The organism is Rhodopseudomonas palustris (assembly GCF_003031265.1).
Taxonomy (GTDB): domain Bacteria; phylum Pseudomonadota; class Alphaproteobacteria; order Rhizobiales; family Xanthobacteraceae; genus Rhodopseudomonas; species Rhodopseudomonas palustris_H.
Window position 1 is genome coordinate 4,338,066 of the sequence record NZ_CP019966.1, and the last position, 26,479, is coordinate 4,364,544.

The following is a 26,479-nucleotide window of genomic DNA, read 5'->3' on the forward strand; positions in this document are numbered from 1 at the left end:
CGCCTTCCAGGGCGGAACAGCAATGAGGGATGGCGTGCCGCCGGAGCAGCCCAAAGTCTCGGTGATCATGCCGGTGCGCGACGGCGAACGCTGGGTCGCCGAGGCGATCCGCAGCGTTCAAAGTCAGACTCTCCGCGATTTCGAGCTGTTGGTGATCGACGATGGCTCCGCCGATGCGACCCCCGCAATTCTGGCTGACGCGGCTGCAGCCGACCCGCGCATTGCCGTGCTCACCCAGCACCGCGATGGTCTGGTGGCCGGCCTCAATCGCGGATTGTCCGCGGCACGCGCCCCCTTGATCGCCAGGCTGGACGCCGACGACATGGCCCTGCCTGACCGGCTGGCACGGCAGGTGGATTACATGGCGGCCCACCCCGATGTCGTGCTGCTCGGCGGCTGGGCCACCATTATCGACGAGAACGGCCAGCCGAAGGGACGCGAGATGCGCCCGAGCCCGAACGATCTACGGGCGACGCTGATGAAGAAGAGCCCGTTCATCCATCCGACCGTCATGTTCCGCGCCGAAGCGGCACGCCGTGTCGGCGGCTACCACGCCGCCTTCGAGGCCGGCGAGGATTACGATTTCTGGCTCCGACTCGCGGATATCGGCGAGCTCGCGATCCTTCCGGAACTGCTGATCCGCTACCGCGAACACAGCAGCAGCGTCACCCGCACACGGCAGCTGCGTCAGATCTACTCCGCCCGCCTCGCCAAGCGCGCCGCCGACGCACGCCAAGCCGGGCAGCCCGACCCCTCGGCCGCGCTCGCCGCACCGCCAGAGTGGCATGATGCAAGCCCCGGCCCGTTCGAACGCGACAGTTCGCGGCTGTTCCGAATGCTGGAGCTCGCCGACCCGGCCGCCGCGGCCCGCATCCCCTCCTCGGCGATCGATCTCGAAGCGATCGCCTCGCAGCTTCGCACCCTGACGGCCGGCGAGCGCAAATTCGCACAGGCGGCGCTGCTCAATCTGTTGCGCGCCAACAAGCTGCCATCTCCGGCCGCCAGGTGGTCCGCGATCCTTTTGCTGGTCAGACTTGGACCGCTCAAGGCGATTAAGGCGGCACGGCAGCTTCGAAACCGCTAAACAGGCGGCATCCGGCGATCTCCGCCCTGTCCGCACGATGACCGAACAATAGGAATAGTCTGACGACCATGAGCAAGACGGCTTTCATCACCGGCATTACCGGACAGGACGGTGCCTACTTGGCCCAGCATTTGATCGCGCAGGGCTACGCCGTTCACGGTCTGCTCCGGCGCAGCGCCTCGGCGGATGGCATGACCAGCCGGTTGAAGTGGCTCGGTATTGCCGACCAGGTGACGCTGCACGATGGCAACCTGACCGACCTCTCCAGCCTGATCCGGCTGCTGACGGATTTGCAGCCGGACGAGGTCTACAATCTGGCGGCACAGTCGTTCGTTAAATCGTCTTGGCAACAACCGCTGCTCACCGGAACTGTGACGGGGCTTGGTGCCGTGAACGCCCTCGAAGCGGTGCGGATCGCCTGCCCGAAGGCGCGTTTCTATCAAGCCTCGTCCTCGGAGATGTATGGCTTGATCCAGCAGCCGATCCAAAGCGAAACTACGCCGTTCTACCCGCGTTCGCCCTACGCGGCAGCCAAGCTCTACGCCCACTGGATGACGATCAACTATCGCGAGAGCTTCGGTCTGCACGCGTCGTGCGGCATCCTGTTCAACCACGAGTCGCCGCTGCGCGGCATCGAGTTCGTCACTCGCAAGATCACCGACGGCGTTGCGCGGATCAAACTCGGCCTGCAAACCACACTATCGCTCGGCAATCTCGACGCCAAACGTGACTGGGGCCATGCCCGTGACTACACGCGGGCGATGTGGCTGATGCTGCAGCAGGACGTGCCGGACGACTACGTGATTGCCACGGGACGTACCGCCTCCGTGCGCGAGTTCTGCGAAATGGCGTTCGGCTGCGTCGGACTCGACATGAACGAATACGTCGTGACCGACCCGCGCTATTTGCGTCCCGCGGAGGTGGATTACCTTCAAGGTGATGCGGCCAAGGCCAAGCGAAAGCTCGGCTGGACGTTCGAGACCTCGCTCGAGCAGATGATCGCCGAGATGGTTGAGGCCGACTTGGCCCGCCTCAAAAGCGGCGAGCGGCTGTAATGGCGGCTTCGGCGCGGCCGTTCCGGATTCTCATCACTGGCTCGACCGGCTTCGTCGGGCTGCATTTGGCCACTGCAATCCGTCGGACGTTCGGCTCTGGCGCCGAGATCATTTCAACCGCGCTTCAAGCCGGCAACGATCCGGCCCTCGGCAACGTGATCGCTCTCGACGTCACCGATCCGAGCGCTGTCGCCACGACGATTGCCGACCTTCAACCGAGCCACGTCGTCAATCTCGCGGCGCTCGCCGCGCCCTCTGCGGCCAATGCGGATCCGTCGGCAAGCTGGCGTGTGCATCTCGACGGGCCGCGCAATATCGGGCGCGCAATCCTGCAGGCAGCTCCGGCCTGTGTGCTGGTGCATGTCGGTTCAGGACTCGCTTACGGAAAGAACCGCCCGCCGATCCATCCGACCAGCGAGGACACGGTGCTTGCCCCGACGGATGAGTATGGAGCTTCCAAGGCCGCAGCTGACGTTGCACTCGGCCCTCTGATCGCCAAGGGACTGCACTGCATCCGGTTGCGGCCATTTAATCACACCGGCCCCGGTCAAACCGACGCGTTCGTCGTTCCAGCATTCGCCCGCCAAATCGCGCGGATCGAGGCAGGCCTTGCGCCACCGCAGATGCAGGTTGGCAACCTCGATGGCCAGCGCGATTTTCTCGACGTGCGCGACGTAGTGGCCGCCTATGCGGAGACGATCGTCCGCAGCGACAGCCTCGCGCCCGACACGATCCTCAACATCGCCTCGGGCGTGCCGCGCCGGATCGGCGACATGCTGCAACAATTGCTCGCAATGGCACGCGTGCCGATCGCCGTGCAGAACGATCCGTCACGGGGCAAGAGTGATGCTGCCGATGTCATACTTGGCGATGCAAGCCGAGCACGGTCGATGCTCGACTGGCGGCCGACCATCGCGTTTGAGCAAACTCTTGCTGACGTGCTCGATGATCAAAGATCCGAGGTCGCCAAGACCGCAAAGTAAAGCGTGACCCAGCCGCGTGGGCTACGCTGCAGGCTGCACGAAACGCTTAGCGAGAGCGTGGTAGATTCCTTCCTCGGCGATCAGCCGTGAGGTCGCGTAGGCGATCAGGGCGGCGGCCATCAGCGGGATAACCATCGCGTGGTTGTCGGTCATCTCGATCACGATGACGAAGGCCGTGATCGGCGCCTGCACCACGCCGGAGAAATAAGCCACCATTCCGAGCAGCATGATCGCCGCAATTGGCGTTGCCGGAAACAACGTCGCGACGTTGCTGCCAAGCCCGGCGCCGACGGCGAGCGAGGGCGAGAAGATGCCGCCAGGCAACCCGCTGACGGAGGACAGCGTGGTCGCGAGGAATTTCAGCAAGCCGAAATCCTCAGGCAGCGCCGTGCCGCTCTCCAGCGCCGTCTTCACCTGGCTGTATCCGGTGCCGTAGATCGTATCGCCGGAGACGAAACCGCAGACCGCAACAGCCAGGCCGCAGAGCAGCGCCACGATCAACGGACGGCGATTGAACGCCGTGCTGGCGCCGGCTGCCACAACACATCGGATGAACAGGCCGCCGGCCGCTCCACCGACGATGCCACACGCGGGAATGGCCAGCCAATCGATGCCGCCGCGCAGTCCCATCGCGCTGGTGCCGAAATACGTGTAGTTGCCGAGCAGAGCGATCGACGTCAGGCCGGCTGCCACCACCGCCGCAATAATCAGAGTGCTCGATCGCGTTTCGAACGAGCGGCTCATTTCCTCGATGCCGAAGATGATGCCCGCCAGCGGCGTGTTGAACGCCGCGGCGACGCCGGCCGAGGCGCCGGCCAGGATCAGCCCGGGCTGGCGGCGCGGCGAGAAGCGGCCGAGCGCGAACATGATCGAGGCGCCGATCTGCACCGTCGGCCCCTCGCGGCCCACCGAAGCGCCGACCAGAAGACCGAACAGCGTGAGCAGGAATTTGCCGATCGCGATCCGCAGCGACACCAGCTTCGCCCGCGCGGTCTGGTCGGTGAGGCGCCGCGCCGCGATCGCCTGCGGAATGCCGCTGCCCTGCGCATTCTGGAAGAAACGGTTGGTCAGATACACCGACAGTAGAAAGCCGAGTGGCGTTACCACAAACGGCAGGTAACGCGAGTGGCCGAGCAGGTCGGCGAAGACAAGCTGCGCCCAATCGGCAAGCTGGGCCAGTACTGCCGCCGCGGCGCCGACCACGACGCCACCGAGCAGAAAGATCGCTCGCCGCCGCGATCGCGTGGATGCGATGATCAGGATGCGTTTGTGGCGATGGGACAGAGCGAACTTCATTGCCGTGATCAGCAGCTCGGAAAGACTTGAATGAGACGTCTTTCTTGACGCCCATCGCTCAGGCAAGTCCAGCGCACCCCGGCGTCACTTTGACGTGACCTACGCGGGATAGCCCCAAAACAAAAGAGCGCGCCCACCGGGCGCGCTCTTCAAGGATCAAATAAGCCGGCGTTCTTAGTTCACGCCCAGCTTCTTCTGCAGATTGGTGGACGAGGTGGTGTACTGGAACACCACGCGCTTGTCCGGATAGACGTACTTGACGGCCTTCTGCGCCATCAGCGCCCCCTCATGGAAGCCCGAGAGGATCAGCTTCAGCTTGCCCGGATAGGTGTTGATGTCGCCGATCGCGAAGATACCTGGGACGTTGGTTTCGAACGTGCCGGTATCGACCGGGATCAGGTTGTTCTCCAGATCCAGGCCCCAATTTGCAACCGGGCCGAGCTTCATCGTCAGGCCGAAGAACGGCAGCATCGCGTCGCACTTGATCTGCGACACGGTGTTGTCGTTCAGCTTCACGGTCGCGCCGGTGAGCTGGCCGTTGTCACCCTGCAGCTCGGTGATCTGGCCGATCTTCAGATCGAGCTTGCCGCTGGCGACGAGCTGGCGCATCTGCTCCACCGAATGCGGCGCGCCGCGGAAGTCATCGCGGCGATGTACCAGCGTCATGCTCTTGGCGATCGGGTTGAGGTTCAGCGTCCAGTCGAGCGCGGAGTCACCACCGCCGACGATCAGGATATCCTTGCCGCGGAAGTCTTCCATCTTGCGGACGGCGTAGTGCACCGAAGTACCCTCATAAGCTTCGACGCCCGGCACGGGCGGACGCTTCGGCAAGAATGAGCCGCCGCCGGCCGCGACCACCAGCACGGTGCATTCGAACACCTTGCCGGCGTTAGTCGTGACGCGGAACCCGGGGTCTCCGATCTTCTCGACGTTTTCGACCATCTCGCCGAGATGGAAAGTCGGGTTGAACGGCTTGATCTGCTCCATCAGCGCTTCGGTGAGGCCATGGCCGGTCACCATCGGAATGCCGGGAATGTCGTAGATCGGCTTCTCCGGATAGAGCTCGGCGCACTGGCCGCCGACCTTGTCGAGAATGTCGACGAGATGCGCTTTGACGTCCAGCAGGCCCAGCTCGAACACGGCGAACAGTCCGCACGGACCCGCGCCAACAATCAGCACATCGGTTTTGATCGTTTCGGTCATCTTTGTTTTCTTTGTCAGTTGAAGATGTTCGGACGCGGGCGGTCCGGTCGCGGCCTGTCTAACCAAGGCCGGCAGGGGAGAAAAGACATAAATGGATATTGGTATCTTGTTCTAGCGCAAGTTTTGCGTTCAATGGTTCTAAAAAGCCCGGAGAATGGCCCTTGACCGCACGATCTCGTGACCACGCGCTGCCGCAGCTCGCTGATTTCCCCTTCCGTCTCGCCGACAACGTCCGCTTCGCCGACCTCGACCCAAATAACCACGTCAACAACGCGGTTTACGCCAGTTATTTCGAGACCGGCCGGGTCACGCTGATGAAGGATCCGAACGCCGGACTGATCCCGCCGGGACTATCTTGGGTGCTGGTGCGGCTGGATATTCACTTTCGCAGCGAACTGCACTGGCCGGGCCAGATCGAGCTTGGACTCGGCCTGGTCAAGCTCGGTCGCACGTCGACACATTTCGATCAGGTGGTGTTTTCCGAGGGCGTCTGCGTCGCTTCGGCGCGCGCCGTGACGGTGCTTGTCGACGAGAGCAGCCGCAAGCCGACGCCGCTGACCGAACAAATCATCACCAATCTCGGGCCGTGGTGGCGCCGCGGCATCGAACACGATTGATATCAGCGGCGCGGCTGCTGAGCTTTCAAAATCAGCCGAGACAAAATGGCGGCTGCGCGCCCAACGAAGCGGGCAGCCGCCGCGCTGAGCGCGGCAGGCTTAGTTCTGAGAAACAAACTCATACGAGACTGTCGCGCAGCAGACCCCGCGACACGCCTCCGATAGCAATAGCGGAAATCAGGCTTGGCGTTCGGGCGTGGTGACGATCAGCCCGTCGAGTTCGTTCGAGACCTTGATCTGGCACGACAGCCGCGAGTTCGGGCGCACGTCGTAGCCGAAGTCGAGCATGTCTTCTTCCATCGGCGACGGGCCGCCGACCTTCTCGCGCCAGGCTTCGTCGACATAGACGTGGCAGGTCGCGCAGGCGCAGGCGCCGCCGCATTCTGCCTCAACGCCAGGGATGGCATTGCGGATCGCCGCTTCCATCACCGTCGCGCCTTCTTCGACTTCGACAGTGCGGGTTTCACCGGTGTGATCAACGAAGTTAATCTTGGCCATGATTGCTCGTCGGACGCTTTGCTCGTTTTATGAATTATGGGCTGACGCGCCAGTCCTATAGCGTCTCGGCCGACGTTCCGCCAGCCGTTACGCCTTTCAAAAGCCAGGACGAGTCGGGTTGAAGCGGTCGTCGATCGCGGCCCGGGCATGATCGACCGCAGCTTCCAATACGGCGAGCGGTTCCGCCGCATCCTCGCCGCGGCGCAAGGCGTCCTCGAGGCTCGTGGCGGCTTCCGCCACGGCGAACGCCCCGATCGCGCGGGCCGAGCCTTTCAACGTATGCGCGAGCGCGGCGGCGTCGGCCGGCCAGGAGGCGAGCAGCGCCATCAGGCTTGCAGCCTGGGCGGTGAACAGCAGCAGCACTTCGCGCTCGAGTGCGGCGTCGCCCAGCGTCATCTTATAAAGATGCGCGTCATCGATCGGCTCGAAGTCCGGAACCAGCGGCGGCGATGGCATCCATTCGATCCGTTCGACCTGTATCGGCACGTTCACCTCGGCACAGAATTGCGGTTTTCCACATCTCGGCAATCCAGGCCGAGAAGCGAACCACGAGTCTAGTTAACGCATCCTTGCAGGTGCAGCCGCACCGTTTTGGCACAACGTCGCCGAGTTGCCGCGATGATGTCGCTAAAATGCCACCGTTACCGCTCGGGCCGGTAGGATTTTTGCGTCCTCCGAAGGGCTTAGCCGGGTATGCCGTTAACGATGATTAAGAAAGTCTTAATCCAAACCATTTCATTCGCGCGATCCAGCCAATAGGATGTTTCAGGAAGTGGCGGACAAAAGCGCGGTGGGAATGGGGTTCAACTTCGCCGTGCTGGGGGAGCACCGAGGGGCCTTTCTGCGGTCTCCACTGAACCGACGTCCCCGGATGCGTAACAAGGGCGTAAATCAAGATGGCGAACAATCCTAAGAAGATCAAAGATCCGACCGAAGTCGCGCTGTCGGCGATTCAGGAAGCCCTGAATATCCCCGATGCGCCTCCGGCCGGTGACGATCAGGCCGCCGGGCCAAAGGAAAGTGTGCCAAACTCGGACAGCCCCGAGCCCAGCTTCTCCGAGCTGACGGAGCTGGCCGGGGAGCCGCGGATCACGCCGCCGGCGCCGAGCTTCGAGCCGGCCGCCGAGCGCAGCTTCGCCAGCCGCCCCGCCAACGACGACCGCGAAACCATCGGCCAGCTGCTGCAGTCGCTGCAGAAGGGTCGCACCACCCGTAACGTTTATACGCTCGCCACTATTTTCGCCGGCGTCTGGGTGTTCGGCGGCATCATTCTGACCGTCAGCTTCCTGCCCGCCCTGCAGGCGCTAGTCGGCCAGGGCAGCGGCGGAACGCTGGCGCTCGCCGGCCTCGCCGCGCTGTTCTTCGCGCCGGTGATGCTGTTCTACTTCCTCGCCAGCCTCGCGTGGCGCGGCCAGGAGCTGCGGATGATCGCGCAGTCGATGGCGCAGGTCGCGATCCGCTTTTCCGAACCTGAAATCGCCGCCAGCGACTCGGTGGTAACCGTCGGTCAGGCGATCCGCCGCGAGGTCGCCGCGATGGGCGACGGCGTCGAGCGTGCGATTGCGCGCGCCAGCGAACTGGAGGCGCTGGTCGCCAACGAAGTGTCGGCGCTGGAGCGCGCCTATTCGGACAACGAAGTCCGCATTCGCGCGCTGCTGCAGGACATCGCGCATCAGCGCGACAACCTGGTCGGTCAGGCCGAGCAGGTTCGCAGCGCCATTTCCGGTGTGCAGATCGACCTCCGCCACGACATCGCACTGATCTCGGACGCGATCGCCAGCCGCGTCGACGAAGTCGCCAAGAGCATCACCAGCGCCCTGGAAGAGCGCGGCGCCCACATCACCAGCGCCCTCAGCCACGCCGGCGACAACATGATTCTTGCGCTCGGTGAGCGCGGCGGCGAACTGCTTGACCGCCTCGAAGAAGCCAGCGCCGAGACCACCCGCGCGGTGCTCGATGCCAGCGAGCGGCTGACCACCAGCCTGAACTTCAAGACCGGCCATGTGCACGCCGAGTTCGTCGAACTGGCCGATCGCGTCCACGACATGATGAACGAGCGGCTCGACCGCATCACCACCGATTTCGAGCAGCGCTCCTCGACCATCATCGACGGCATTTCGGAGCGCACCGAGCAGGTGCAGGATTCGCTGAAGAACTCCGGCGACTCGCTGCTGCTCGAACTCGAGCTGCGCAGCACCGATCTGGTCAACAAGATCGACGACGCCGGCCATCGCCTCGCCGATCAGATCCTGACCAGCGGCGACAAGGCGAGCGAAGCACTCGACGTCACCGTCAACACGCTGGTCGCCAAGGTGGTGAGCCAGACCGAAGCGACCCACGACACGCTCAGCATTCAGATGAGCGCGTTCGACGACCTGGTGAAGCAGCAGGGCACCGAGCTCGCCGAGAAGTTCGCGCGCGACAGCGGCACGCTCGGCGCACTGATCACCCGCCACATCTCCGAATTCGACCGCACCGTGAAGACGTTCGGCGGCGAGATCGTCGAGCGGATGGGCCAGCGTACCCAGGACATCAACGAGACCCTGAAGACCTACGTCGACAATTTCGATCAGCGCGTCGCGAGCAGCTCCGGCGAAATCACCGCGCGGCTGGACGACCGTCTGCATCAGTTTGAAAGCCTGTTCGACACCCGCGTCGGCAGCCTCGACGGCACGATCGACAACCGCCTCAAGTCGCTCGACGACACCGTCGGCAACCATCTCAACTCGCTCGAACGCATCCTCGATACCCGCACCGAAGCCGTCACCGGCAACATCGACGGCCGCATCGAGAAGCTCGCCTCGACGCTGTCGACCGGGGCCGCCAACGCGGTGGAAGCGATCGACTCGCGGATCGTGCAGCTCAGCACCACGCTGTCGACCGGCACCTCGAGCGCGGCGGACATCATCGACGGCCGCATCGCGACGCTGACCACGACGCTGTCGACCGGCGCCGCGAACGCCGTCGAAGTGATCGACGACCGCATCACCACGCTCACCACCACGCTGTCGACCGGGACGGTGCAGGCGATCGAAGCGATCGACTCCCGGCTTACCCACCTCACCCACTCGCTCACCGACGGCACCGCGCAGGCGATCGACGCGATCGATCGCCGCATCGGCGCGGTCACGGAGACTATCGACAGCCGCACCGCCAATCTCAGCACCACCGTCAGTGCGCGCTTCCAGGAGATCCACGACGGCCTGGAGAACCGCGTCACTGCGGTGATCAACGACGTCGACCTCCGCGTGTCGCAGTTCGAAGACCTGCTCGGCTCGCGCATCGAAGCGGTCGCCGGCCGGTTCGAGAGCAGCGGCCGCGAGGCCAGCGAGATGCTGATGGCGCGTGCCGAAGAGCTGTCGCAGGGCATCAAGACCAACGTCGCCGACGCCGAACGCACCCTCACCCATCTGGTGGTCAGCACCAGCGACACCATCCGCAGCAGCACCCAGTCGGCACGCGACTCGATGCTGTCGGTGTCGAACGATGTCGGCGCTCAGCTGCAAGTCACCTCGGCGGAGATCGAACGCGCCCTCACCACGGTCGGCACCACCGCGGCCGCCACCGTCGTATCGAGCGCGACCGAAGCTCAGGCCAAGCTCACCATGGTGTCGAGCGAAGCCGCGATGCAGTTCCGCTCGCTGTCCGACGACATCGAACGCACGCTGTCGGCCGCCGGCACCGCCACCGTCGCTACCGTGCTGGCCGGCGCCCGCGAGGCCCAGACTACGCTGGTCGCGACTTCCACCGACGTCACCACTCAGGTGAAGTCGCTGGCGTCAGACATCGAGCGCACCCTCAGCGAAGTCGGCGGCCATGCGGCTGCGTCGCTGCTCGGCAGCGCGCGCGAAGCGCAGAGCACGCTGACCTCGACCTCGACCGAAGTCGCCACCCAGGTGAAGTCGCTCGCCTCGGAGATCGAGCGCAGCCTGACTGAAGCCGGCGGCAGCACCGCAGCGTCGGTCCTGAGCAGCGCCCGAGAGGCCCAGACCGCCCTCACCACCACCTCGGCCGACGTCGCCAATCAGGTGAAGTCGCTCGCCGTCGACATCGAACGCACCCTCACCGGTGCCGGTGACACCACTTCGGCCTCGGTGCTGGCGAGCGCCCGCGAAGCTCACGCCACGCTGGTGTCGGCTTCGTCCGAAGTCACCGGCCAGATCCGCTCGCTGTCGACCGACATCGAACGTACGCTGTATGCGGCCGGCAACGCCACCGCCGAAGCCGTGCTCAGCGGCGCCCGGTCGGCGCAGTCCACCCTGGTCTCGGCCTCGGAAGAAGCCTCCGATAAGGTCAAATCGCTCAGCGACGACATCCAGCGCACGCTGGTCGCGGCGTCGTCGGAAGCGGCCAACCAGGTCACGACCCTCACCGCCGACGTCGAACGCCGGCTGTCCGCTTCGGGCGCCAACACCATCGAGACCATCGTGGCCGGTGCGCGTGAAGCGCAGAACACCCTGGTGGCAACCTCGACCGAAGCCGCCAACCAGGTGAAATCGCTGGCCAGCGACATCGAGCGCACGCTGACCGCCGCCGGCAGCGCAACCGCCGGCACGCTGCTGGCCAGTGCGCGCGAAGTCCAGACCACCCTGGTGTCGACTTCGACCGAGTCGGCCGATCAGGTTCGGTCGATCGCCGCCGATGTCGAGCGCACGCTGGTGGCTGCCGGCCGCAGCACCGCCGACTCGATCGTGGCGAGTGCCCGTGAGGCCCAGACCTCGCTGGCCACCGCGTCGGGCGAAGCCGCCAACCACGTCAAGTCGCTGGCGATCGATGTCGAGCGTACGCTGACCAGCGTCGGTGCCGCGACCGCCTCGACCATCCTCGACAGCGCCCGCCAGGTGCAGTCGACGCTGACCACCAGCTCGGTCGATGCCGCCAGCCAGATCAAGGCGCTCTCTGCCGAGATCGAGCAGACGCTGTCGGCTGTGACCGCCAACACCACCGACCACATCCAGGTCAGTGCCTCGGCGGCTCAGGCCACCTTGGTGGCGATGTCCAACGAGGTCAGCGCCAAGATCAAGTCGACCTCGGCCGACGTCGAGCGTTCGGTGTTCGCCGCCAGCGGTAGCTTCGGCTCGACCATCACCGCCAAGAGCGAGGAGATCGTCGGCTACGTGCAGCAGCAGGCCGAGCGGCTGTCGCTGATCATCGACGGCAAGCGCGGCGTGCTGGTCGAAGCCATCGCCGGCAAGACCAGCCAGCTCACCACCGAAATCGATCGCGTCACCAGCGATGCGCTGAACGCCATCGAGTCGCGCGGCAAGACCTTCTCGAACTCGATCCTGACCAACGGCACCGAAGTCGCCCGCTCGATCACCGGCGCCGGCGATCTGGCCACCAACGCGATCAACAAGTCGCTCAAGGATCTCGACCTCGCGTCGCGGTCGGCGATCGAACAGTCGCGCCAGGTCTCGATCACCGCGGTTACCGAGATGCAGGAGACCAGCAAGATCCTGCGCACCGACACCGTGGCTCTGTTCGAGCGGCTGCGTGAAGGCAACATCCTGCTGCAGGAAGTGCTCACCGGCGCCCACGAGAACCTCAACTCGCTGGAGCGCGCGCTGGTCACCCGCGTCGCCGACTTCGTCACCACCATGAACGAGGTCAACGCCCGCAGCGGCGCCGCCACGCAGACGCTGGAAGACCAGCTCACCGGCTTCCACACCAAGACCGCCCGGGCGCTGGAAGATCTCGGCGCGCTGTCGGCGCAGTTCGAAGCTCACGGCCATGCTTTGGCCGAGGCCGCCGACCTGCTCGAGCACAGCAACCGCCAGGCCTCGACCTCGGTCAGCGATCGCAAGGAAGCACTGGAATCGCTGGTCACCACCCTCGATCTGCGCACTGCCGATCTCGACCAGCGGCTCGGCCGGTTCACCAGCCTGCTGGATGAATCGCTCGCCGCCGCCGAGGAGCGCGCCCGCGACGTCGCGCGGATCGTCGCCGAAACCGCCGGTGCCGGCTCCGCCAGCATCACGCAGCAGTTCGAAGCGGTGCGCAGCGCCGCAGAGCAGGAGCGCCGTCTCACCGTCGAGGCGATGCATCAGGTCTATAAGCAAGGCACCCAGGAAGCCGACGCGCTGTTCAAGCAATCGGCCGATCGCTTCACCTCGATCGTCCAGGGCATCAAGCAGATGGCCGCCGAGATGCAGCACGAGCTCGAATCCACCCGCGAGGAGCTGCGCCGCGGCGTGCTCGAAATCCCGCAGGAGGCCGCCGAGAGCACTGCGCAGATGCGCAAGGTGATCGTCGACCAGATCGAGGCGCTGGCCGAGCTCAACCGCATCGTCGCCCGCCACGGCCGCGGTATGGACGTGGTGACGCCGACCCGCGCCGCCACCGCGACCACCCGCGAGGAAGAGCCGGTGCTGGCCACCGCCAGCGTTGGACGTGCCGAAACGGTCGCCGCCCGCCCTGCCCCGCGCAGCCGGGAATCCAGCGCCGCGACGCTGCCGCCGCCGGACCTCGGCATGCCGGTCGGCCCGCGCCGCACCGAAGCGCCGCCGGTCGCGCCGAGCAACGCCGACCAGGGCCGTGACGGCTGGCTGTCAGAGCTGCTCAACCGTGCCGACACCAGCGCCGAGCGTGAACCGCCGCGCGGCCGCGCCGCCCAGCAGGCTCAGGCTGCGATGAGCGGCAATCCGCTGGAGTCGCTGTCGCTCGACATCGGCCGGCTGATGGACCGCAACCTCGCGCTGGAGATGTGGGAGCGCTACCAGCGCGGTGAGGCGAAGTCCTTCACCAAGCGGCTCTACACTCCGGCCGGCCAGAAGGCGTTCGACGAAGTCGCCCGCAAATATCGCAGCGAGCGCAGCTTCAAGCAGACCGTCGACCGCTACATCGCCGAGTTCGAGCGCCTGCTCGACGAGGTCGCCCGCGACGACAACGCCCCGCAGGCTCTGCGCGGTCACCTCTCGTCCGAGACCGGACTGGTCTACACGCTGCTGGCCCACGCGGCGGGACGGCTCGGGTAACACAGCACTCTGCCCGGTCCGGGCAGCAGCTGAAGTAATCGATCCAAAGCGGGGGCCGGTGGCCCCCGCTTTTCATTTGGCGTTGTCGAAGCGGGGCTGCATCGTTATCTCACGATCAGACACGCGCCAATTTCCGATCCGCATCAGGCCGAGAACGCACCATGCCTTCTGAACACCGCTCGCCTCGCCTTGCCGTTCTGATCGATGCGGACAACGCATCGGCCAAGATCGCCGACGGACTGTTCGAGGAGATTGCGAAAATCGGCGAAGCCAGCGTTCGCCGGATCTACGGCGACTTCTCCACCTCGCGCTCGAAGGGCTGGGCCGACATTCTAGCGAAACACGCCATCATCCCGCAGCAGCAGTTCGCCTACACCACCGGCAAGAACGCCTCCGACATCACGCTGGTGATCGATGCGATGGACCTGCTTCACAGCGGCCGCTTCGAAGGCTTCTGCCTGGTCTCGTCCGACAGCGACTTCACCCGCCTCGCCTCGCGGATTCGCGAGCAAGGCGTCGATGTATTCGGCTTTGGCGAACAGAAGACCCCGGAGAGTTTCCGGCAGGCGTGCCGGCGCTTCGTCTACACCGAGAACCTGATCGCAGGAGCGAGCGACAGCAAGGGTACGGCATCGACGGCGAAGCCGCTTCAGCCGCCGAGCGCAGCCACTCCGATCATCGAGCGGGTGATCAAGCAGATGGAGAGCGAAGACGGTTGGGTGTCGCTCGGCGAAGTCGGCAAGCACCTGTCCAATCTGGCTTCCGACTTCGATCCCAGAACCTTCGGCTTCCGCAAGCTGAGCGACCTCGTTCGCAAGACCAACGCGTTCGAGTTGGAGCATCAGGGCGGCCACGCGATGCGAATTCGCCTGAAGCCGCACGGCGCCCCGGCCGAAAAGCCGACATCCCGGCGGAGGCGCTCCGCGAGACCGAACCCGCCCACGGGCGGCGCCGAGTCCTGAACGGCCGGCGCGAGATCCGCGCGCCAGCTCGACGCGGGCATCTGCGCCGGCAATCGGATAGATACGTGCCACCCGCTGCACCGAGATGAGCGGCGACTGCGTTCAGTGGCTGCCGACCGTCTGCTCCTCACCGGCCACCCGGCTCGCGCTGAGTTCAACTACGGTGTCCGTCGGCGTCAGCAACGATCGGCGATGGGTGATTGCCAGCACCGTGACGTCGCAAGCAATCGCCCGGATGTGGTCCATGATGTCCCGTTCGGTGTCTTCATCCAGGGCTGAGCTGACTTCGTCGAGAAACAAGATCGCCGGGGCGCCGTACAGAGCACGCGCGACCGCAATCCTCTGGCGCTCCCCGCCGGACAGTTTGAGACCGCGTTCGCCCACCGCCGTATCGAACCCCTCCGGCAGGGCTTCGATCAGCTGAAGGATCGCGGCCTTGCTGGCCACGTCTCGCAACCGCGCTTCGTCCCGCTCCCGTCCGAGCAGGATGTTGTCCGCCAGACTCTCGTTGAGCAGGATCACCTCCTGAGGAACGACCGCGATCATCTTGAACCAATCGGCGCGCGCGATCTGCCGGATCTCGGTGCCATCCACCGTGATCCGGCCTTGCTGCGGCTCAATGGACTTCAGGGCGAGCTTGAAGACGGTCGACTTTCCCGCGCCGGTCTCGCCGACGATGAACGTGATGGTGCCGCGCCCGGCGGAAAAACCGATACCTGATACGCCTCGCCCATTCCCGTAATCGTAGCCGACATCTTCGAACATGATCGTGCCATCGGAGATGCTGAAGGAAGCCGACGACCGATCGTCGTGTTCTTCCGGAGCATTCCAGAAGCGCGTCAGCGGCACCAGTTGCGCGCGCGATCGGGCGAAACTGTCCATGGTCTGCGCGATCATTTCGAACGGGGTGTTGAGCTGCAGCAGGAGAGCGTTGAACAGCACGATGTCCCCGATGCTGACGGCCCCAGCCTGATACTTCGGTAACAGCAGCGCGAAATTAATCGCGAACTGGGCTGCGAGACCAAGACCGAGCAGAGCCGAAGTTCCTGTCCGCCTGAGCATGTAGGCCCGCCAGCCGTCCCTGACGGCAGCTGCGCGATCGGCGAAGCGCCGGCTCATCCAGGTCGAGCCACCGAGCTGGCGCAGGGTTTCCATCGCGTTCATCGCGTTGCCGGCGAACCGAGCGTTGTCCTGGCTAGCGGCCATCGCAGCGTCCAGAAGTTGCTGCGCCCCTCGCGTCGAGCCTAGTGTGACGAGAACGACGACCACGCCGTAGACCGCGACCGCGAGGACGATCTGCAGATCGAGCAGATAGCCGAGCGTGACCAGCGTCAGCCCGACTTGGGTCGCGCTCGGAAGCCAGACGATCAGAGCGATGTTCGCGATGGTCGTCAGAGCGCCTCGTCCCTGGCCGACTGCATTCTGGATCTCGGCGGGATTGTGCTCGATGAAGAACTCGGAGCGCTTCCGCAAGATTCGCGCGAACAGCTCGGTGGAGACGAAATATCCGAGGTTCTCGGAGATGATGACCGAGAGATACTGGACCACCCGGCTCAACACCGACGCGATCCCGATCAGCGCCGCATAGGAGAACAGCGCGTACAGCAGTTCGCCGGACGCGTGGTCCTTCGGCAGTTGGTCGATCGCCCGGGAAAACAGATACGGCGCCGCGACGCTGGCTGCGCTGGAGATCAGGACGACGACCACGACGACCGAAAGCGACCGCCAATCCTCTCGCGCATGGCTGCGCAGTATCGCCACGGCAGGGCTAGGACCAGAACTGTCGTTGTTCATGCGGCCCTCGCGCGTTGGAGCGTTGTCCAGGGAGGGGCTGTCATAGACGTCAGAGATCGCGATTTCCACCGTCTGCCGATCGGTTGAAACGATTCAAGGCAGATTCGCGAAACCGGTATGATCGCGTGGGTTGGCCGGACGCAGGCGAAACAAATCAACCAAGCGTGCGAAGGTCATCCTTTGAGGCTCGCTGCGCGGGCGCCTCTGGATGACGATAATCCTCGCTGAGGACCGTCTGTTCGACGCGAAGCTCGCGCCCTACTGCGGCCTTCGCCGTGGCGGCCGCGGCTGCTCGGCGCGGGCGGCGGTGGGCGGCGCTGCGGCGGGCTGCTCCTGCTGAGCGGTGTTGCTCGGCCCGAACAGCACCCGGGTCGGGTTGCGGTCGAAATTGTTCACCGCGCGGCTGATGTCGGCGAGTGTGCGGCGGCCGTCGAGGATCAGGGCGCCGGAGCGCTTGTCGAGATTGTCCGCGAGTTCGCGGAACGATTTCACCGCCTGGAACAGCTCGCCGCCGTCCTTGCCGCCGGCCAGCGCGTCGATGCCCTGCATCACGCTGTCGGTCTTGGCGATCACGCCGTCGACCCGCGACATGATGCTGTCGATCTTGTCGGAGCTGCGCGCCAGGCTCGAGGTGAAGGTCTGCAAATTCTCCAGCGAGGTCTTCACCGACTCCTGGTTCTCGGAGACCAGACGGTTGACGTTGCGCAGCGTCGCCTTGATCGACTCGGAGATGTCCTGCAGCAGCTCGGGATCGGCGGTCAGCACCGGCGTGCCGTCGTCGTCCAGCGGCACGGGCGGCGCGGTCTCCGAGCCGCCCTTCAGCGAAATCGCGGCGACGCCGGTCAGGCCCTGGAATTCCAGGCCGACCTGGGTGTCCTTGCGGATCGGCGCGGTGTTCTCGACCATCGCCAGCGCCACCACGCGGCGCGGGTTGTCGAGCTTGACCGACACCACTTCGCCGACCCGGACGCCGTTGAAATTCACGCTGCCGCCGTTGCGCAGGCCCGAGGCCGCGCCTTCGAACACCACCCGCAGCGGACTGCGCGCCTTGGTGGTATGCAGGCTCTGAAACCACAGCACGAACCCGAACGCCGCGGCGATCACCGCGAGGGTGAACGTCCCGATCAGGAAGTAATTCGCACGCGTTTCCATTCGCCTCTACTCCAAACCAATATGCGGCGCCGCCGGCTCGTCAGCCGCCGCGCCACGCGGCAGGCTTTGAGCGCAGAATGCGGAAGCAAAACGACGCAGCCGCAGTGCGGCGGTCGAAATTTCCTGACGCACCCCGATCATGGCGAACCGACCACCGCGCGAGCGCGCTTGCCGTGAAAATACGAACGCAGCCACGGATGCTGCGAGGCCTGCATGTCGGCGATGGTTCCGGCTGCGATCACCTTGCCATCCCCCAGCACCGCGATGCGGTCGCAGGCGGTGTGCAGGCTGTCGAGGTCATGGGTTACCATGAAAACCGTCAGGCCCAAAGTCCGCTGCAGCGTGCGCACCAGCTCGTCGAAATCGCCGGCGCCGATCGGGTCGAGGCCCGAGGTCGGTTCGTCGAGGAACACCAGCTCCGGATCGAGCGCGAGCGCGCGGGCGAGCGCCACGCGCTTGATCATGCCGCCGGACAGTTCGGACGGATAGCGGTCGATCACTTCCGGCTTCAGTCCGACCATCACCAGCTTGGCGATGGTGATCTCATCGAGCAGCCGTTGTGACAGCTTCAGATATTCCCGCACCGGGAACTGGATGTTCTGCCGCACCGTCAGCGACGAGAACAGCGCACCCTGCTGAAACAGGATGCCCCAGCGCCGCTCGACGCCGCGCCGCTCGGACTTGCTGGCCTTGTCGAGATCGATACCGAACACCTCGATGCTGCCGCTCAGCTTCGGCACCAGGCCGATGATAGTCCGGGTCAGCACCGACTTGCCGGCGCCGGAGGGGCCGACGAAGCCGAGGATCTCGCCGCGCCGGACGTCGAGATCGAGCCCGTTCAGGACCCGCGTCGCGCCGAACTGCACGGAGACGTCGCGCACCCGGATGATCGGATCGGCCGCACCCGTCATCGTCAGATTCCAATTCCCGCAAAGAAGATCGCGAACACGCCGTCCATCACGATCACGAAGAAGATGCTCTTCACCACCGACGCGGTGGTGTGGCTGCCGAGCGACTCGGCGCTGCCCTGCACCGCCAACCCCTCGACGCAGGCGACGATGCCGATCACGGCAGCCATCACCGGCGCCTTGATCATGCCGACGGTGAAATGGTCGATCGAGATCGCATCGCGCAGCCGCAGCAGGAACGCTTCCGGATCGACGCCACCATACAGCCAGGCGACCAGCCCGCCGCCATACAGCGCCGCCATCGCGCCGAGGAAGGTGAGGATCGGCACCGCGATCACCAGCGCGATCAGCCGCGGCACGATCAGCACGTCGATCGGATCGAACCCCATGGTTCGCAGCGCGTCGATCTCCTCGCGCATCTTCATCGAGCCGAGCTCGGCCGTGTAGGCGCTGCCCGACCGGCCCGCCACCATGATCGCCACCAGCAGCACGCCGAGCTCACGCAGCACCAGCACGCCGAGCATGTCGACCACGAACACGTCGGCGCCGAACTTGCGGAAATGGAAGATGCCCTGCTGGGCGACGATGCAGCCGATCAGAAAGGTGATCAGCAGGATGATCGGCACCGCGCGCCAGCACACCTGCTCGAGGTGGTGCACGGTCGAGGTCAGCCGGAACGAGGTCGGCCGGACGATCACGCGCAGCACGCCGGCCATCACCGCGCCCATCATGCTGATCAGCGCGACGATGTCGTCGAAGAACGCGTACATGGTGCGGCCGAGCCGCTCGATCGGCGCGCGCAGCGATCCGCCGCGCCGCGGCGCGGGTCCGGTGTCGCCGACTTGGCGCACCTCGTCGACCAGGCTGGCATAGTTGGTCGACAGCCCGGCGATCCGCGCCTCGGTACCGTCCTGACCGAGGTTGCGCCGCATCCGTTCGATCAGCCACGCGCCGAACGTATCGAGCCGCGAAATTCCGGAGACGTCGATGAAGACGTTGGGCTTGGTTTCGCCGATCTTCTCCGCTTCGGTGACCAGCCGCTCCAGCGCCGGCGCGAACCGCGCGGTCCATGTTCCCGAGGCGCGCAGCGCCAGCTCTTCGCCACGCGCGATCCGTTCGAGCGACGGACCGCCCTCCAACGCTATCTGCTGTGTCATTTTGAGCCAATCCGGGTTCGAACGCCGCCTTGCGGGCCAAGCTCATTACCAGCCATACTTGTCAGCTCCGGGCAACCCTCGGTTTGAGCTGACAAGGCCTGCAAATGAACTCCCTGATAGCGCCTGAACTGAACGGGCGCATCGAACGGTGGCCGATCGCCGGCGCCTTCACCATCAGCCGCGGAGCCAAGACCGAAGCGATCGTCGTGGTGGCCGAGCTGCGCAGCGGCGACCACGTCGGCCGCGGCGAATGCGTCCCCTATGCGCGCTACGGCGAGACGCCGGAAGCGGCGCTCGCCTCACTCGAGGCGATGCGCGCGCCGCTGGCGGGCGGTCTCGATCGCAGCGCGCTGCAGACCGCAATGCAGCCCGGCGCCGCGCGCAATGCACTCGACTGCGCGCTGGTCGATCTCGAAGCCAAGATCAGCGGAAAGCGCGCCTGGGAGCTGTTCGGCAGCGCTGCGCCACGCCCCGCCACCACCGCCTACACCATCTCGCTCGGCACGCCCGAAGCGATGGCCGAGGCGACCGCGAAGGCCGCGTCGCGGCCGCTGCTCAAGATCAAGCTCGGCGGCGACGGCGATGACGCACGGATTGCGGCGGTACGTCGCGCCGCGCCGAATGCCGAACTGATCGTCGACGCCAACGAAGCCTGGACGCCGGACAATCTCGCCCGCAACCTCGCCGCCTGCGCCGACGCCGGCGTGACGCTGGTCGAGCAGCCGCTGCCGGCCGGGCGTGACGAGGCACTGGCCACCATCGCTCGCCCAATCGCAGTGTGTGCCGACGAGAGCGTGCACGACCGCACCTCGCTCGCCGCGCTGCGCGGCCGCTACGATGCGGTCAACATCAAGCTCGACAAGACCGGCGGCCTCACCGAAGCGATGGCAATGGCGCAGGACGCGCGAGCGCTGGGCCTGCAGATCATGGTCGGCTGCATGGTGGCCACCTCGCTGGCGATGGCCCCGGCGATGCTGCTGACGCCGTTCGCCCGCTTCATCGATCTCGACGGCCCGCTGCTGCTGGCGCGCGATCGCGATGACGGCCTGCGCTACGACGGCAGCACGGTCTATCCGCCCGAACCGGCGCTGTGGGGCTGATCAGCGCTTGCCGGCGTAAGCAGCCAGCGACGCATCACCACCAGCACTATGGCACCCGCCAGCCCCATCGCCGCCATCATGTCGTACACGGCAAGACCATAGCGAGCGAACACCGCGCCGGAGGCAATCGACGCGGCGCTCATCACGAAGCCCGCGGCCGCAGTGTAGTAGCCCTGCCCGCGCGCGATCACATGGCCGGGTACATGGCGGACCAGCAGCCCCATGGTACCGACCTGGGTGAGACCAAAGGTGAAGCCGTGAAGTAACTGCACCACGGTGAGCACCGGCAGCGACGGATCCTGGGCGGTGATCGACCAACGCAGCACCGCGCTCAGTGCGCCGCCGAGCATCAGCCACATCGGCGACCAGGTGAACCGCGGCGATAGCGCGAACACCACGATCTCGGCGACGACGCCGAGCACCCACAGCACCGAGATCGTGGTGCCGCTGAGACCCGCGCCCTGCCAGGCGATCGACGCGAACGTGTAGTACGCGGCATGGCTGCCCTGGATCAGCGCCGCCGCGACCACGATCGTCAGGAACGTCGGATTGCGTAGCAGCGAGGCGCCGCGCTGCGGCGTCGCCGATTTCGCCGGCGCATCCAGCGGCCGCAAGCCGAAGCCGGCCAGCGCACCGACCCAGGCGAATGCGACGATCAGCCAGATCAGTTGCTCCGCCGCCACCAGATCCGCCAGCACGCCGCTCACCAGCGCGCCGGCGATGAACGCCGCCGAGCCCCACAACCGCAGCGGCCCGTAATTCAGCCCGTAGCGCGCCACGGCCTTCAGCGCGTAGCCGTCCGTCAGCGGTACGATCGGCGTCCAGAAGCAGGCGGTGAGCACGAACACCACGAAGATCAGCAGCGGAGCACGTAGAATCCCGAGGAGGGTGAATCCGAGGGCAGTGATCACCGCGGTGATGATCATCGCGGCGCGGATTGCGTTGCGCCGTTCGGCCGCGGCGGTGATGAAAGGCAGAAGCGTGAAGCGCGTCACCGCAGGCGCCGCGACGATCAGGCCGATCAAAGAAGCCTCGATTCCAACGGCCTTCAGCCACACCGTGAAGAACGGCAGGTAGGTGCCGGCGACCGTGAAGCTGGTCGCGTAGAACACGGCGAGCCGAGACGCGAATCGCTTCGCATCCGGTGATGGGATGGGGATTTGTGATTCGGGAGACATCAATTCAATTGCGATTCGACGCGGATCGTGGTGATCGTTATCGTGACGCGCAGTGAATTGTGCAACGAGTCCCTTGATGACCGACGAAGCCTTCGCCCTTTCGCCGATCTCCGCCCGCCCGGTGATGCCGAGTGATGCGGACTACGATGCGATCCGCGAAGCCTTCATGGAGACCTCGCGGGGCCGTTGGTTCCTCACCGAATACGCCAAGCGCAACCGCAACGCCGACACCAGCATGGTGCTCGACGCGGTGGCGCGGATCGAACAGACCCTCGCGGCTCAGAAGCAGGCCCAGGCCGAAGCCGCCGTGGAATCGCTCGCCGCGATCCGCGCAGTGATCGGCGAGGCGCGCGCCAGCGTCGCCAAGGCGATCGCGACGCTCGACGACACCGCGACTCTGGTGGCTGCGCATCGCGGCGCCCGCGCGATCAGCGAGGTCGCTTCGACCTTGCGCGAATGCGGCGCCGACTCCCGGATCTGCGATCTGCTCGACCAGCAGGTCGCTGCCATCGACAGCGGCCATCGGCTTGTCGCAGGAATCGATCGCGATGCGATCGACGCGGCATTCGACCGGATGCTGCAGCACGTCGCAGCAATCTCCGGCGTCGCTCCCGAAGCCGCCGCGAGCCGGGCCGCGCCGGAGACGACAGCCGCAGCGGCCCCTGCCGCTACACCCGCGATGGACGAGCCCGCCGCTGCGCCGCAGGCCGCCGCTGATCCCGAAGCGGTCGCGCCGCAGCCGGCCGCGGCTGAGCCTGTCGCTCCGCAGGCAGTTGCTCCGCAGGCCGCCGCTGCCGAGGCGACAGAACCGGCTTCCGCTCCGCAGGCGCCAGCTGCGCCGGCGTTCGTGGTGGTCAAGGGCACGCCGTCGGAAGAACTCGAATTCGTCGAAGCCGAAGACCAGACGCCCGCGCCCGCTGCGGCGGCGGTGACGCCCGCCGAAGCTCCTGCCGCCGTCACCGCGGCTGAGCAGTCGGAAGCCGCTCACCTGCTCGACGAGGTGGTGGCGCTGGACGCCGAGGGTCTGGAAGACGACGCGGTGCTCGATCTGGTCGCCCGCGAGATGTCGGCGCCCGAGGTCTCGGAGCCATATCGGCCCGAGGATGATGCCTATGCGGCGGCCGCGGCCAGCACCGCCGCGGAAATCGAATCCGACATCGCAGCACTGCAGCAGGCGCTGAGCGAAGAGATCGCGGTGTCGCCGGAGCCGATGGCGATCGACGACGCGCCGAATTCAGCCGCAGAGGCATTCGACGCGGAGCCGGAGCCGGAAGCCGCGTTCGAACCGGTCGGCGAAATCGGTGAAGCCGCGCCCATGGAGGCCATGGCCGAGCCGATCGCCATCCATGCCGCCGCTGCACCGGTGGCGATGGCTACAGCTGCCGTCGCCGGCGAAGTCGCGGCTGCTGCGCCGGCCTCGCTCGGCGCTGCGGCGATCGCCAATGGCGCGATCGCGGCCCCGCCGCCGATGCGCAGCGACGCGCTGGTGCCGATCCGGCGGATGAGCCAGGCCGAGAAGATCGCGTTCTTCTCGTAATCAGCGGCTGCTCCGCGAACGCGCTCTAGAAATCAGGCCCGAAATCAGGCAATCAGGCGGCCGAACAGGTCGGCATCGACGTTGCCGCCCGACAGCACGATCGCGACGGTCTTGCCGCGGACGTCGAGCTTGCCGGCGAGCAGCGCTGCCAGCGCCACCGCGCCGCCCGGCTCCACCACCAGCTTCAGCTCGCGGAATGCGAAGCCGACCGCACGGCCGACCTCGGCATCGGACGCCGCAACGCCACCGGCGAGCAGCACGCGATTGATCGCGAAGGTGACCTCGCCCGGAATCGACATCATCAGCGCATCGCAGATCGTGCGTCCACCGGCCGGATTGGACTCGCGCCGCCCCGCCACCAGCGAGCGGGCGTGGTCGTCGAACCCCTCCGGCTCGGCCGACATCGCCAGCGCCTGCGGAAACCGTGCCTTGACGGCGAGCGCCGTGCCGGCGATCAGCCCGCCGCCCGAGGCCGGCGCCACCACCAGATCCGGCGCGATGCCCAACGCCGCAAGGTCTTCGGCGATCTCGCGGCCGACCGTACCCTGCCCGGCGATCACCATCGGATCGTCGAACGGCCGCACCAGCGTCGCACCGCTGCGCTCGGCGATGTCGCGGGCGATCGCCTCACGGTCCTCGCGGTCGCGATCGTACAGCACCACCTCGGCGCCATAGCCGGCGGTGCGCTCGCGCTTCGAGGCCGGCGCATCCGACGGCATCACGATGGTGGCGTGGACGCCGAGCAGCTGCGCCGCGGCGGCAACGCCCTGGGCATGATTGCCCGAGCTGAACGCCACCACGCCGCCGCGCCGGGCATCTGCCGGGATCGAGGCCAGCTTGTTGAAGGCACCGCGAAACTTGAACGAGCCGGTGCGCTGCAGGACTTCGGGCTTGAGGAACACCCGCGCCCCGGTCGCGGCGTCGAGCGCCGGAGACGAGAGCAGCGGCGTCCGCGCCGCAACGGGCGCGAGCACCTCGGCAGCCGCATCGATATCGGCGACGGAAACAGGCAGCACAGGGGAATTGGTCATGGCCGGCATCTAACGCCGCGTCGCGCGCGCCGACAAGGTGCGATGATACGCGCGCCTCAGGCAACCATCCGATGCGGCTTGGCGCCGTGAGGATGAAGCCGGTCTGCGTCCAGCATCGACACCCGGCGGACGTTGTCGAGGAAGGCGTGGGCCGAGGCTTCCCAAGTGTGATCGGCGGCGAATGCCAGGCACGCCTCGCGCGAGATCTCCAGGGCACCGAGACACGCCGCGCGAAGATCCTCGCTCAGCACACCGACCGGGGAATCACCGATCACGTCGCGCGGCCCGGTCACCGGAAACGCCGCGACCGGCACACCGCTCGCCAGCGCTTCGAGCAGCACCAGGCCGTAGGTGTCGGTCTTGCTCGGAAACACAAACACATCGGCGGCGGAATAGACCTTCGCCAGCGCCTCGCCCTGCTTGGCGCCGAGGAACACCGCGTTTGGGAAATCGCGTTCCAGCGCCGCACGCGCCGGGCCATCCCCGACCACCACTTTGGTGCCGGGCAGATCGAGCGACAGGAACGCTTCGAGGTTCTTCTCGACGGCGACCCGCCCGACCGACAGGAACACCGGTCGCGGCAAGCCGAGATCGGCATCCTGGCGCGGATGGAACAGATGCCCGTCGACGCCGCGCGGCCACAGCACGACGTTGCGGAAGCCACGGCCCCGCAGTTCGTCGGCCAGCGCCGGCGTCGCCGCCATCACCGCATGGCTGGCGCCGTGAAACCGGCGGAGCAGCGACCACACCCAGGACTCCGGGATCGGCGCGCGGGCGGAGACGTATTCGGGGAAACGCGTATGGAAGCTGGTGGTGAAGCGCAGCCCGCGCTTGCGGCAGTAGCGCCGCGCCGCCAGCCCGATCGGGCCTTCGGTCGCGATGTGGATGCAATCGGCGTGCGCGGCATTGATAAGATGCGCGACCCGGATCGGATTGGGGATCGCGATCCGCAGATCCGGGTAGCTCGGCAGCGCCACCGTCGGGAACGTTTCAGGCGTCAGGAACACCACGTCGACCCCGAGCGACTTCGCCGCTTCGGCCATCATCGTCAGCGTCCGCACCACGCCGTTGACCTGCGGGTGCCATGCGTCGGTCGCGATCAGGATGCGCATCAGGCGGCCCGCGCAGCGACCGTCGGCACCGGCAGATTGCGCTTCAGCAGATCGGTCCAGGTGATGATCTCGAACCGACCGTCCTCGTGCTCGGCAAGCGCCGTGCAGCTTTCGACCCAGTCGCCGCAATTCATGTAGTTGATGCCGTAGAAGTCCCGGATCGCGGCGGTATGGATGTGGCCGCAGATCACGCCGTCAGTGCCATGACGGCGGGCTTCCTGCGCCAGCGTCTCTTCGAACGCGCCGATGTAGTTCACCGCGTTCTTGACCTTGTGCTTGGCCCATTGCGACAGCGACCAATACGGCACGCCGAACCAGCGACGGAACGCATTGACGACACGGTTGAGCCGGATCGCGAGGTCGTAGGCCTTGTCGCCGACATGGGCGAGCCACCTGGCGTTCTGCACAACGAGATCGAAGATGTCGCCGTGGATCACCAGATAGCGGCGGCCGTCGGCGCCGGTGTGGATCGCGTTCTCGACAACTTCGATGCCGCCGAAATGCGTGCCGTAATAGTTGCGCAGAAACTCATCGTGGTTGCCGGGCACGTAGATGATGCGCGCGCCCTTGCGGCCCTTGCGCAGCAGCTTCTGCACAAAGTCGTTGTGCGACTGCGGCCAGTACCAGCTCGATTTCAGCGCCCAGCCGTCGATGATGTCGCCGACCAGATAGATGGTGTCGGCATCGTGGACGCGGAGGAAGTCGAGCAGCAGATTGGTCTGCGATCCTCGCGCGCCGAGATGGACGTCGGAAATGAACAGGGTGCGAAAGCGTCGTTCCGGACCGTCGTCGCTCATCGGTCTTGTCCCATCCAAGGCCGCCCGCGGGCGGCGACGTT

The 26,479-nt window shown here is 66.0% G+C and carries 20 protein-coding genes; 8 read left to right on the forward strand and 12 right to left on the reverse strand.

What is annotated here, in order from left to right; all coding sequences use genetic code 11:
• Positions 1-34: 34 nt before the first annotated feature.
• From RPPS3_RS20130 to RPPS3_RS20140, 3 genes are all read left to right on the forward strand, one after another.
• Entirely contained in the window at positions 35-1,084 is a 1,050-nt protein-coding gene (locus RPPS3_RS20130; protein WP_234819996.1) for a glycosyltransferase, read from the forward strand.
• A 68-nt stretch (positions 1,085-1,152) separates the two neighbouring features.
• Positions 1,153-2,139 carry a GDP-mannose 4,6-dehydratase gene (gene gmd, locus RPPS3_RS20135; RefSeq protein ID WP_107345646.1) on the forward strand — a complete coding sequence of 329 codons (987 nt, stop codon included), beginning with the start codon at positions 1,153-1,155 and terminating at the stop codon, positions 2,137-2,139.
• Entirely contained in the window at positions 2,139-3,122 is a 984-nt protein-coding gene (locus RPPS3_RS20140; protein ID WP_107345647.1) for an NAD-dependent epimerase/dehydratase family protein, read from the forward strand. The genes gmd and RPPS3_RS20140 overlap by 1 nt, the downstream gene beginning before the upstream one ends.
• Before the next feature lie 21 nt (positions 3,123-3,143).
• Here RPPS3_RS20140 and RPPS3_RS20145 read toward each other — a convergent pair whose 3' ends face one another.
• Positions 3,144-4,418: a chloride channel protein gene (locus RPPS3_RS20145; RefSeq protein WP_107345648.1), complete on the reverse strand. Its 1,275-nt coding sequence runs from the start codon at positions 4,416-4,418 to the stop codon at positions 3,144-3,146.
• 174 nt (positions 4,419-4,592) lie between these two features.
• Positions 4,593-5,621 (reverse strand): NAD(P)/FAD-dependent oxidoreductase, encoded by a 1,029-nt coding sequence (locus tag RPPS3_RS20150; RefSeq protein WP_107345649.1) that lies wholly within the window; start codon positions 5,619-5,621, stop codon positions 4,593-4,595.
• A 161-nt stretch (positions 5,622-5,782) separates the two neighbouring features.
• Here RPPS3_RS20150 and RPPS3_RS20155 point away from each other — a divergent pair, with 161 nt between their 5' ends.
• Positions 5,783-6,238, forward strand: a complete 456-nt coding sequence (locus tag RPPS3_RS20155) for an acyl-CoA thioesterase (RefSeq protein WP_107345650.1) — start codon at positions 5,783-5,785, stop codon at positions 6,236-6,238.
• A gap of 177 nt (positions 6,239-6,415) precedes the next feature.
• Here RPPS3_RS20155 and RPPS3_RS20160 read toward each other — a convergent pair whose 3' ends face one another.
• Together RPPS3_RS20160 and RPPS3_RS20165 are read right to left on the reverse strand one after the other, a co-directional pair.
• Positions 6,416-6,736 carry a 2Fe-2S iron-sulfur cluster-binding protein gene (locus RPPS3_RS20160; RefSeq protein ID WP_011159492.1) on the reverse strand — a complete coding sequence of 107 codons (321 nt, stop codon included), beginning with the start codon at positions 6,734-6,736 and terminating at the stop codon, positions 6,416-6,418.
• A gap of 96 nt (positions 6,737-6,832) precedes the next feature.
• Positions 6,833-7,192: an Hpt domain-containing protein gene (locus tag RPPS3_RS20165; RefSeq protein ID WP_107346700.1), complete on the reverse strand. Its 360-nt coding sequence runs from the start codon at positions 7,190-7,192 to the stop codon at positions 6,833-6,835.
• Between the two features lie 440 nt (positions 7,193-7,632).
• On the opposite strand from RPPS3_RS20165, the gene RPPS3_RS20170 reads away from it, so the two are divergent.
• Positions 7,633-13,710 carry a negative regulator of septation ring formation gene (locus RPPS3_RS20170; protein WP_107345651.1) on the forward strand — a complete coding sequence of 2,026 codons (6,078 nt, stop codon included), beginning with the start codon at positions 7,633-7,635 and terminating at the stop codon, positions 13,708-13,710.
• Positions 13,711-13,871: 161 nt separating this feature from the next.
• A complete protein-coding gene (locus RPPS3_RS20175) occupies positions 13,872-14,672 on the forward strand; it encodes an NYN domain-containing protein (protein ID WP_107345652.1) in 801 nt (266 codons plus the stop codon).
• 102 nt (positions 14,673-14,774) lie between these two features.
• Here RPPS3_RS20175 and RPPS3_RS20180 read toward each other — a convergent pair whose 3' ends face one another.
• The 4 genes from RPPS3_RS20180 to RPPS3_RS20195 all read right to left on the reverse strand — a co-directional run bounded on the left by RPPS3_RS20180 (position 14,775) and on the right by RPPS3_RS20195 (position 19,683).
• Complete coding sequence (locus RPPS3_RS20180; RefSeq protein ID WP_234819998.1) at positions 14,775-16,535, reverse strand: ABC transporter ATP-binding protein; 1,761 nt, start codon at positions 16,533-16,535, stop codon at positions 14,775-14,777.
• A gap of 189 nt (positions 16,536-16,724) precedes the next feature.
• Positions 16,725-17,618 (reverse strand): MlaD family protein, encoded by an 894-nt coding sequence (locus RPPS3_RS20185; RefSeq protein WP_107345653.1) that lies wholly within the window; start codon positions 17,616-17,618, stop codon positions 16,725-16,727.
• Positions 17,619-17,755: 137 nt separating this feature from the next.
• On the reverse strand, positions 17,756-18,529 hold the full coding sequence (locus RPPS3_RS20190; protein ID WP_107345654.1) for an ABC transporter ATP-binding protein: 774 nt from the start codon (positions 18,527-18,529) through the stop codon (positions 17,756-17,758).
• A 2-nt stretch (positions 18,530-18,531) separates the two neighbouring features.
• On the reverse strand, positions 18,532-19,683 hold the full coding sequence (locus RPPS3_RS20195; protein WP_107345655.1) for an ABC transporter permease: 1,152 nt from the start codon (positions 19,681-19,683) through the stop codon (positions 18,532-18,534).
• A gap of 104 nt (positions 19,684-19,787) precedes the next feature.
• Between RPPS3_RS20195 and dgcA the strand changes: the two genes are divergently transcribed.
• Complete coding sequence (gene dgcA, locus RPPS3_RS20200) at positions 19,788-20,783, forward strand: N-acetyl-D-Glu racemase DgcA (protein WP_107345656.1); 996 nt, start codon at positions 19,788-19,790, stop codon at positions 20,781-20,783.
• On the opposite strand, the gene RPPS3_RS20205 is transcribed toward dgcA, so the two are convergent.
• Entirely contained in the window at positions 20,753-21,961 is a 1,209-nt protein-coding gene (locus tag RPPS3_RS20205; protein ID WP_107345657.1) for an MFS transporter, read from the reverse strand. The genes dgcA and RPPS3_RS20205 overlap by 31 nt on opposite strands.
• A gap of 76 nt (positions 21,962-22,037) precedes the next feature.
• Between RPPS3_RS20205 and RPPS3_RS20210 the strand changes: the two genes are divergently transcribed.
• Complete coding sequence (locus tag RPPS3_RS20210) at positions 22,038-23,498, forward strand: hypothetical protein (protein ID WP_107345658.1); 1,461 nt, start codon at positions 22,038-22,040, stop codon at positions 23,496-23,498.
• Between the two features lie 44 nt (positions 23,499-23,542).
• Here the strand turns inward: RPPS3_RS20210 and RPPS3_RS20215 are convergent, their stop codons facing one another.
• From RPPS3_RS20215 to RPPS3_RS20225, 3 genes are read right to left on the reverse strand one after another with little or no spacing between them, the layout of a single operon-like run.
• Positions 23,543-24,538: a threonine/serine dehydratase gene (locus tag RPPS3_RS20215; RefSeq protein ID WP_107345659.1), complete on the reverse strand. Its 996-nt coding sequence runs from the start codon at positions 24,536-24,538 to the stop codon at positions 23,543-23,545.
• 47 nt (positions 24,539-24,585) lie between these two features.
• On the reverse strand, positions 24,586-25,641 hold the full coding sequence (locus RPPS3_RS20220; protein ID WP_107345660.1) for a glycosyltransferase family 4 protein: 1,056 nt from the start codon (positions 25,639-25,641) through the stop codon (positions 24,586-24,588).
• Positions 25,641-26,438 (reverse strand): UDP-2,3-diacylglucosamine diphosphatase, encoded by a 798-nt coding sequence (locus tag RPPS3_RS20225; protein WP_107345661.1) that lies wholly within the window; start codon positions 26,436-26,438, stop codon positions 25,641-25,643. The genes RPPS3_RS20220 and RPPS3_RS20225 overlap by 1 nt, the downstream gene beginning before the upstream one ends.
• Between the last annotated feature and the right edge of the window lie 41 nt (positions 26,439-26,479).

Excerpts from the sequence above, each read along its gene's own strand:
- RPPS3_RS20190 (WP_107345654.1), bottom strand. The coding sequence starts at position 18,529 with ATGACGGGTGCGGCCGATCCGATCATCCGGGTGCGCGACGTCTCCGTG.
- dgcA (WP_107345656.1), top strand. The coding sequence starts at position 19,788 with ATGAACTCCCTGATAGCGCCTGAACTGAACGGGCGCATCGAACGGTGG.
- RPPS3_RS20210 (WP_107345658.1), top strand. The coding sequence starts at position 22,038 with ATGACCGACGAAGCCTTCGCCCTTTCGCCGATCTCCGCCCGCCCGGTG.
- RPPS3_RS20170 (WP_107345651.1), top strand. The coding sequence starts at position 7,633 with ATGGCGAACAATCCTAAGAAGATCAAAGATCCGACCGAAGTCGCGCTG.
- RPPS3_RS20185 (WP_107345653.1), bottom strand. The coding sequence starts at position 17,618 with ATGGAAACGCGTGCGAATTACTTCCTGATCGGGACGTTCACCCTCGCG.
- gmd (WP_107345646.1), top strand. The coding sequence starts at position 1,153 with ATGAGCAAGACGGCTTTCATCACCGGCATTACCGGACAGGACGGTGCC.
- RPPS3_RS20160 (WP_011159492.1), bottom strand. The coding sequence starts at position 6,736 with ATGGCCAAGATTAACTTCGTTGATCACACCGGTGAAACCCGCACTGTC.
- RPPS3_RS20165 (WP_107346700.1), bottom strand. The coding sequence starts at position 7,192 with ATGCCATCGCCGCCGCTGGTTCCGGACTTCGAGCCGATCGATGACGCG.
- RPPS3_RS20175 (WP_107345652.1), top strand. The coding sequence starts at position 13,872 with ATGCCTTCTGAACACCGCTCGCCTCGCCTTGCCGTTCTGATCGATGCG.
- RPPS3_RS20220 (WP_107345660.1), bottom strand. The coding sequence starts at position 25,641 with ATGCGCATCCTGATCGCGACCGACGCATGGCACCCGCAGGTCAACGGC.
- RPPS3_RS20145 (WP_107345648.1), bottom strand. The coding sequence starts at position 4,418 with ATGAAGTTCGCTCTGTCCCATCGCCACAAACGCATCCTGATCATCGCA.
- RPPS3_RS20150 (WP_107345649.1), bottom strand. The coding sequence starts at position 5,621 with ATGACCGAAACGATCAAAACCGATGTGCTGATTGTTGGCGCGGGTCCG.
- RPPS3_RS20215 (WP_107345659.1), bottom strand. The coding sequence starts at position 24,538 with ATGCCGGCCATGACCAATTCCCCTGTGCTGCCTGTTTCCGTCGCCGAT.
- RPPS3_RS20225 (WP_107345661.1), bottom strand. The coding sequence starts at position 26,438 with ATGAGCGACGACGGTCCGGAACGACGCTTTCGCACCCTGTTCATTTCC.
- RPPS3_RS20140 (WP_107345647.1), top strand. The coding sequence starts at position 2,139 with ATGGCGGCTTCGGCGCGGCCGTTCCGGATTCTCATCACTGGCTCGACC.
- RPPS3_RS20205 (WP_107345657.1), bottom strand. The coding sequence starts at position 21,961 with ATGTCTCCCGAATCACAAATCCCCATCCCATCACCGGATGCGAAGCGA.
- RPPS3_RS20195 (WP_107345655.1), bottom strand. The coding sequence starts at position 19,683 with ATGACACAGCAGATAGCGTTGGAGGGCGGTCCGTCGCTCGAACGGATC.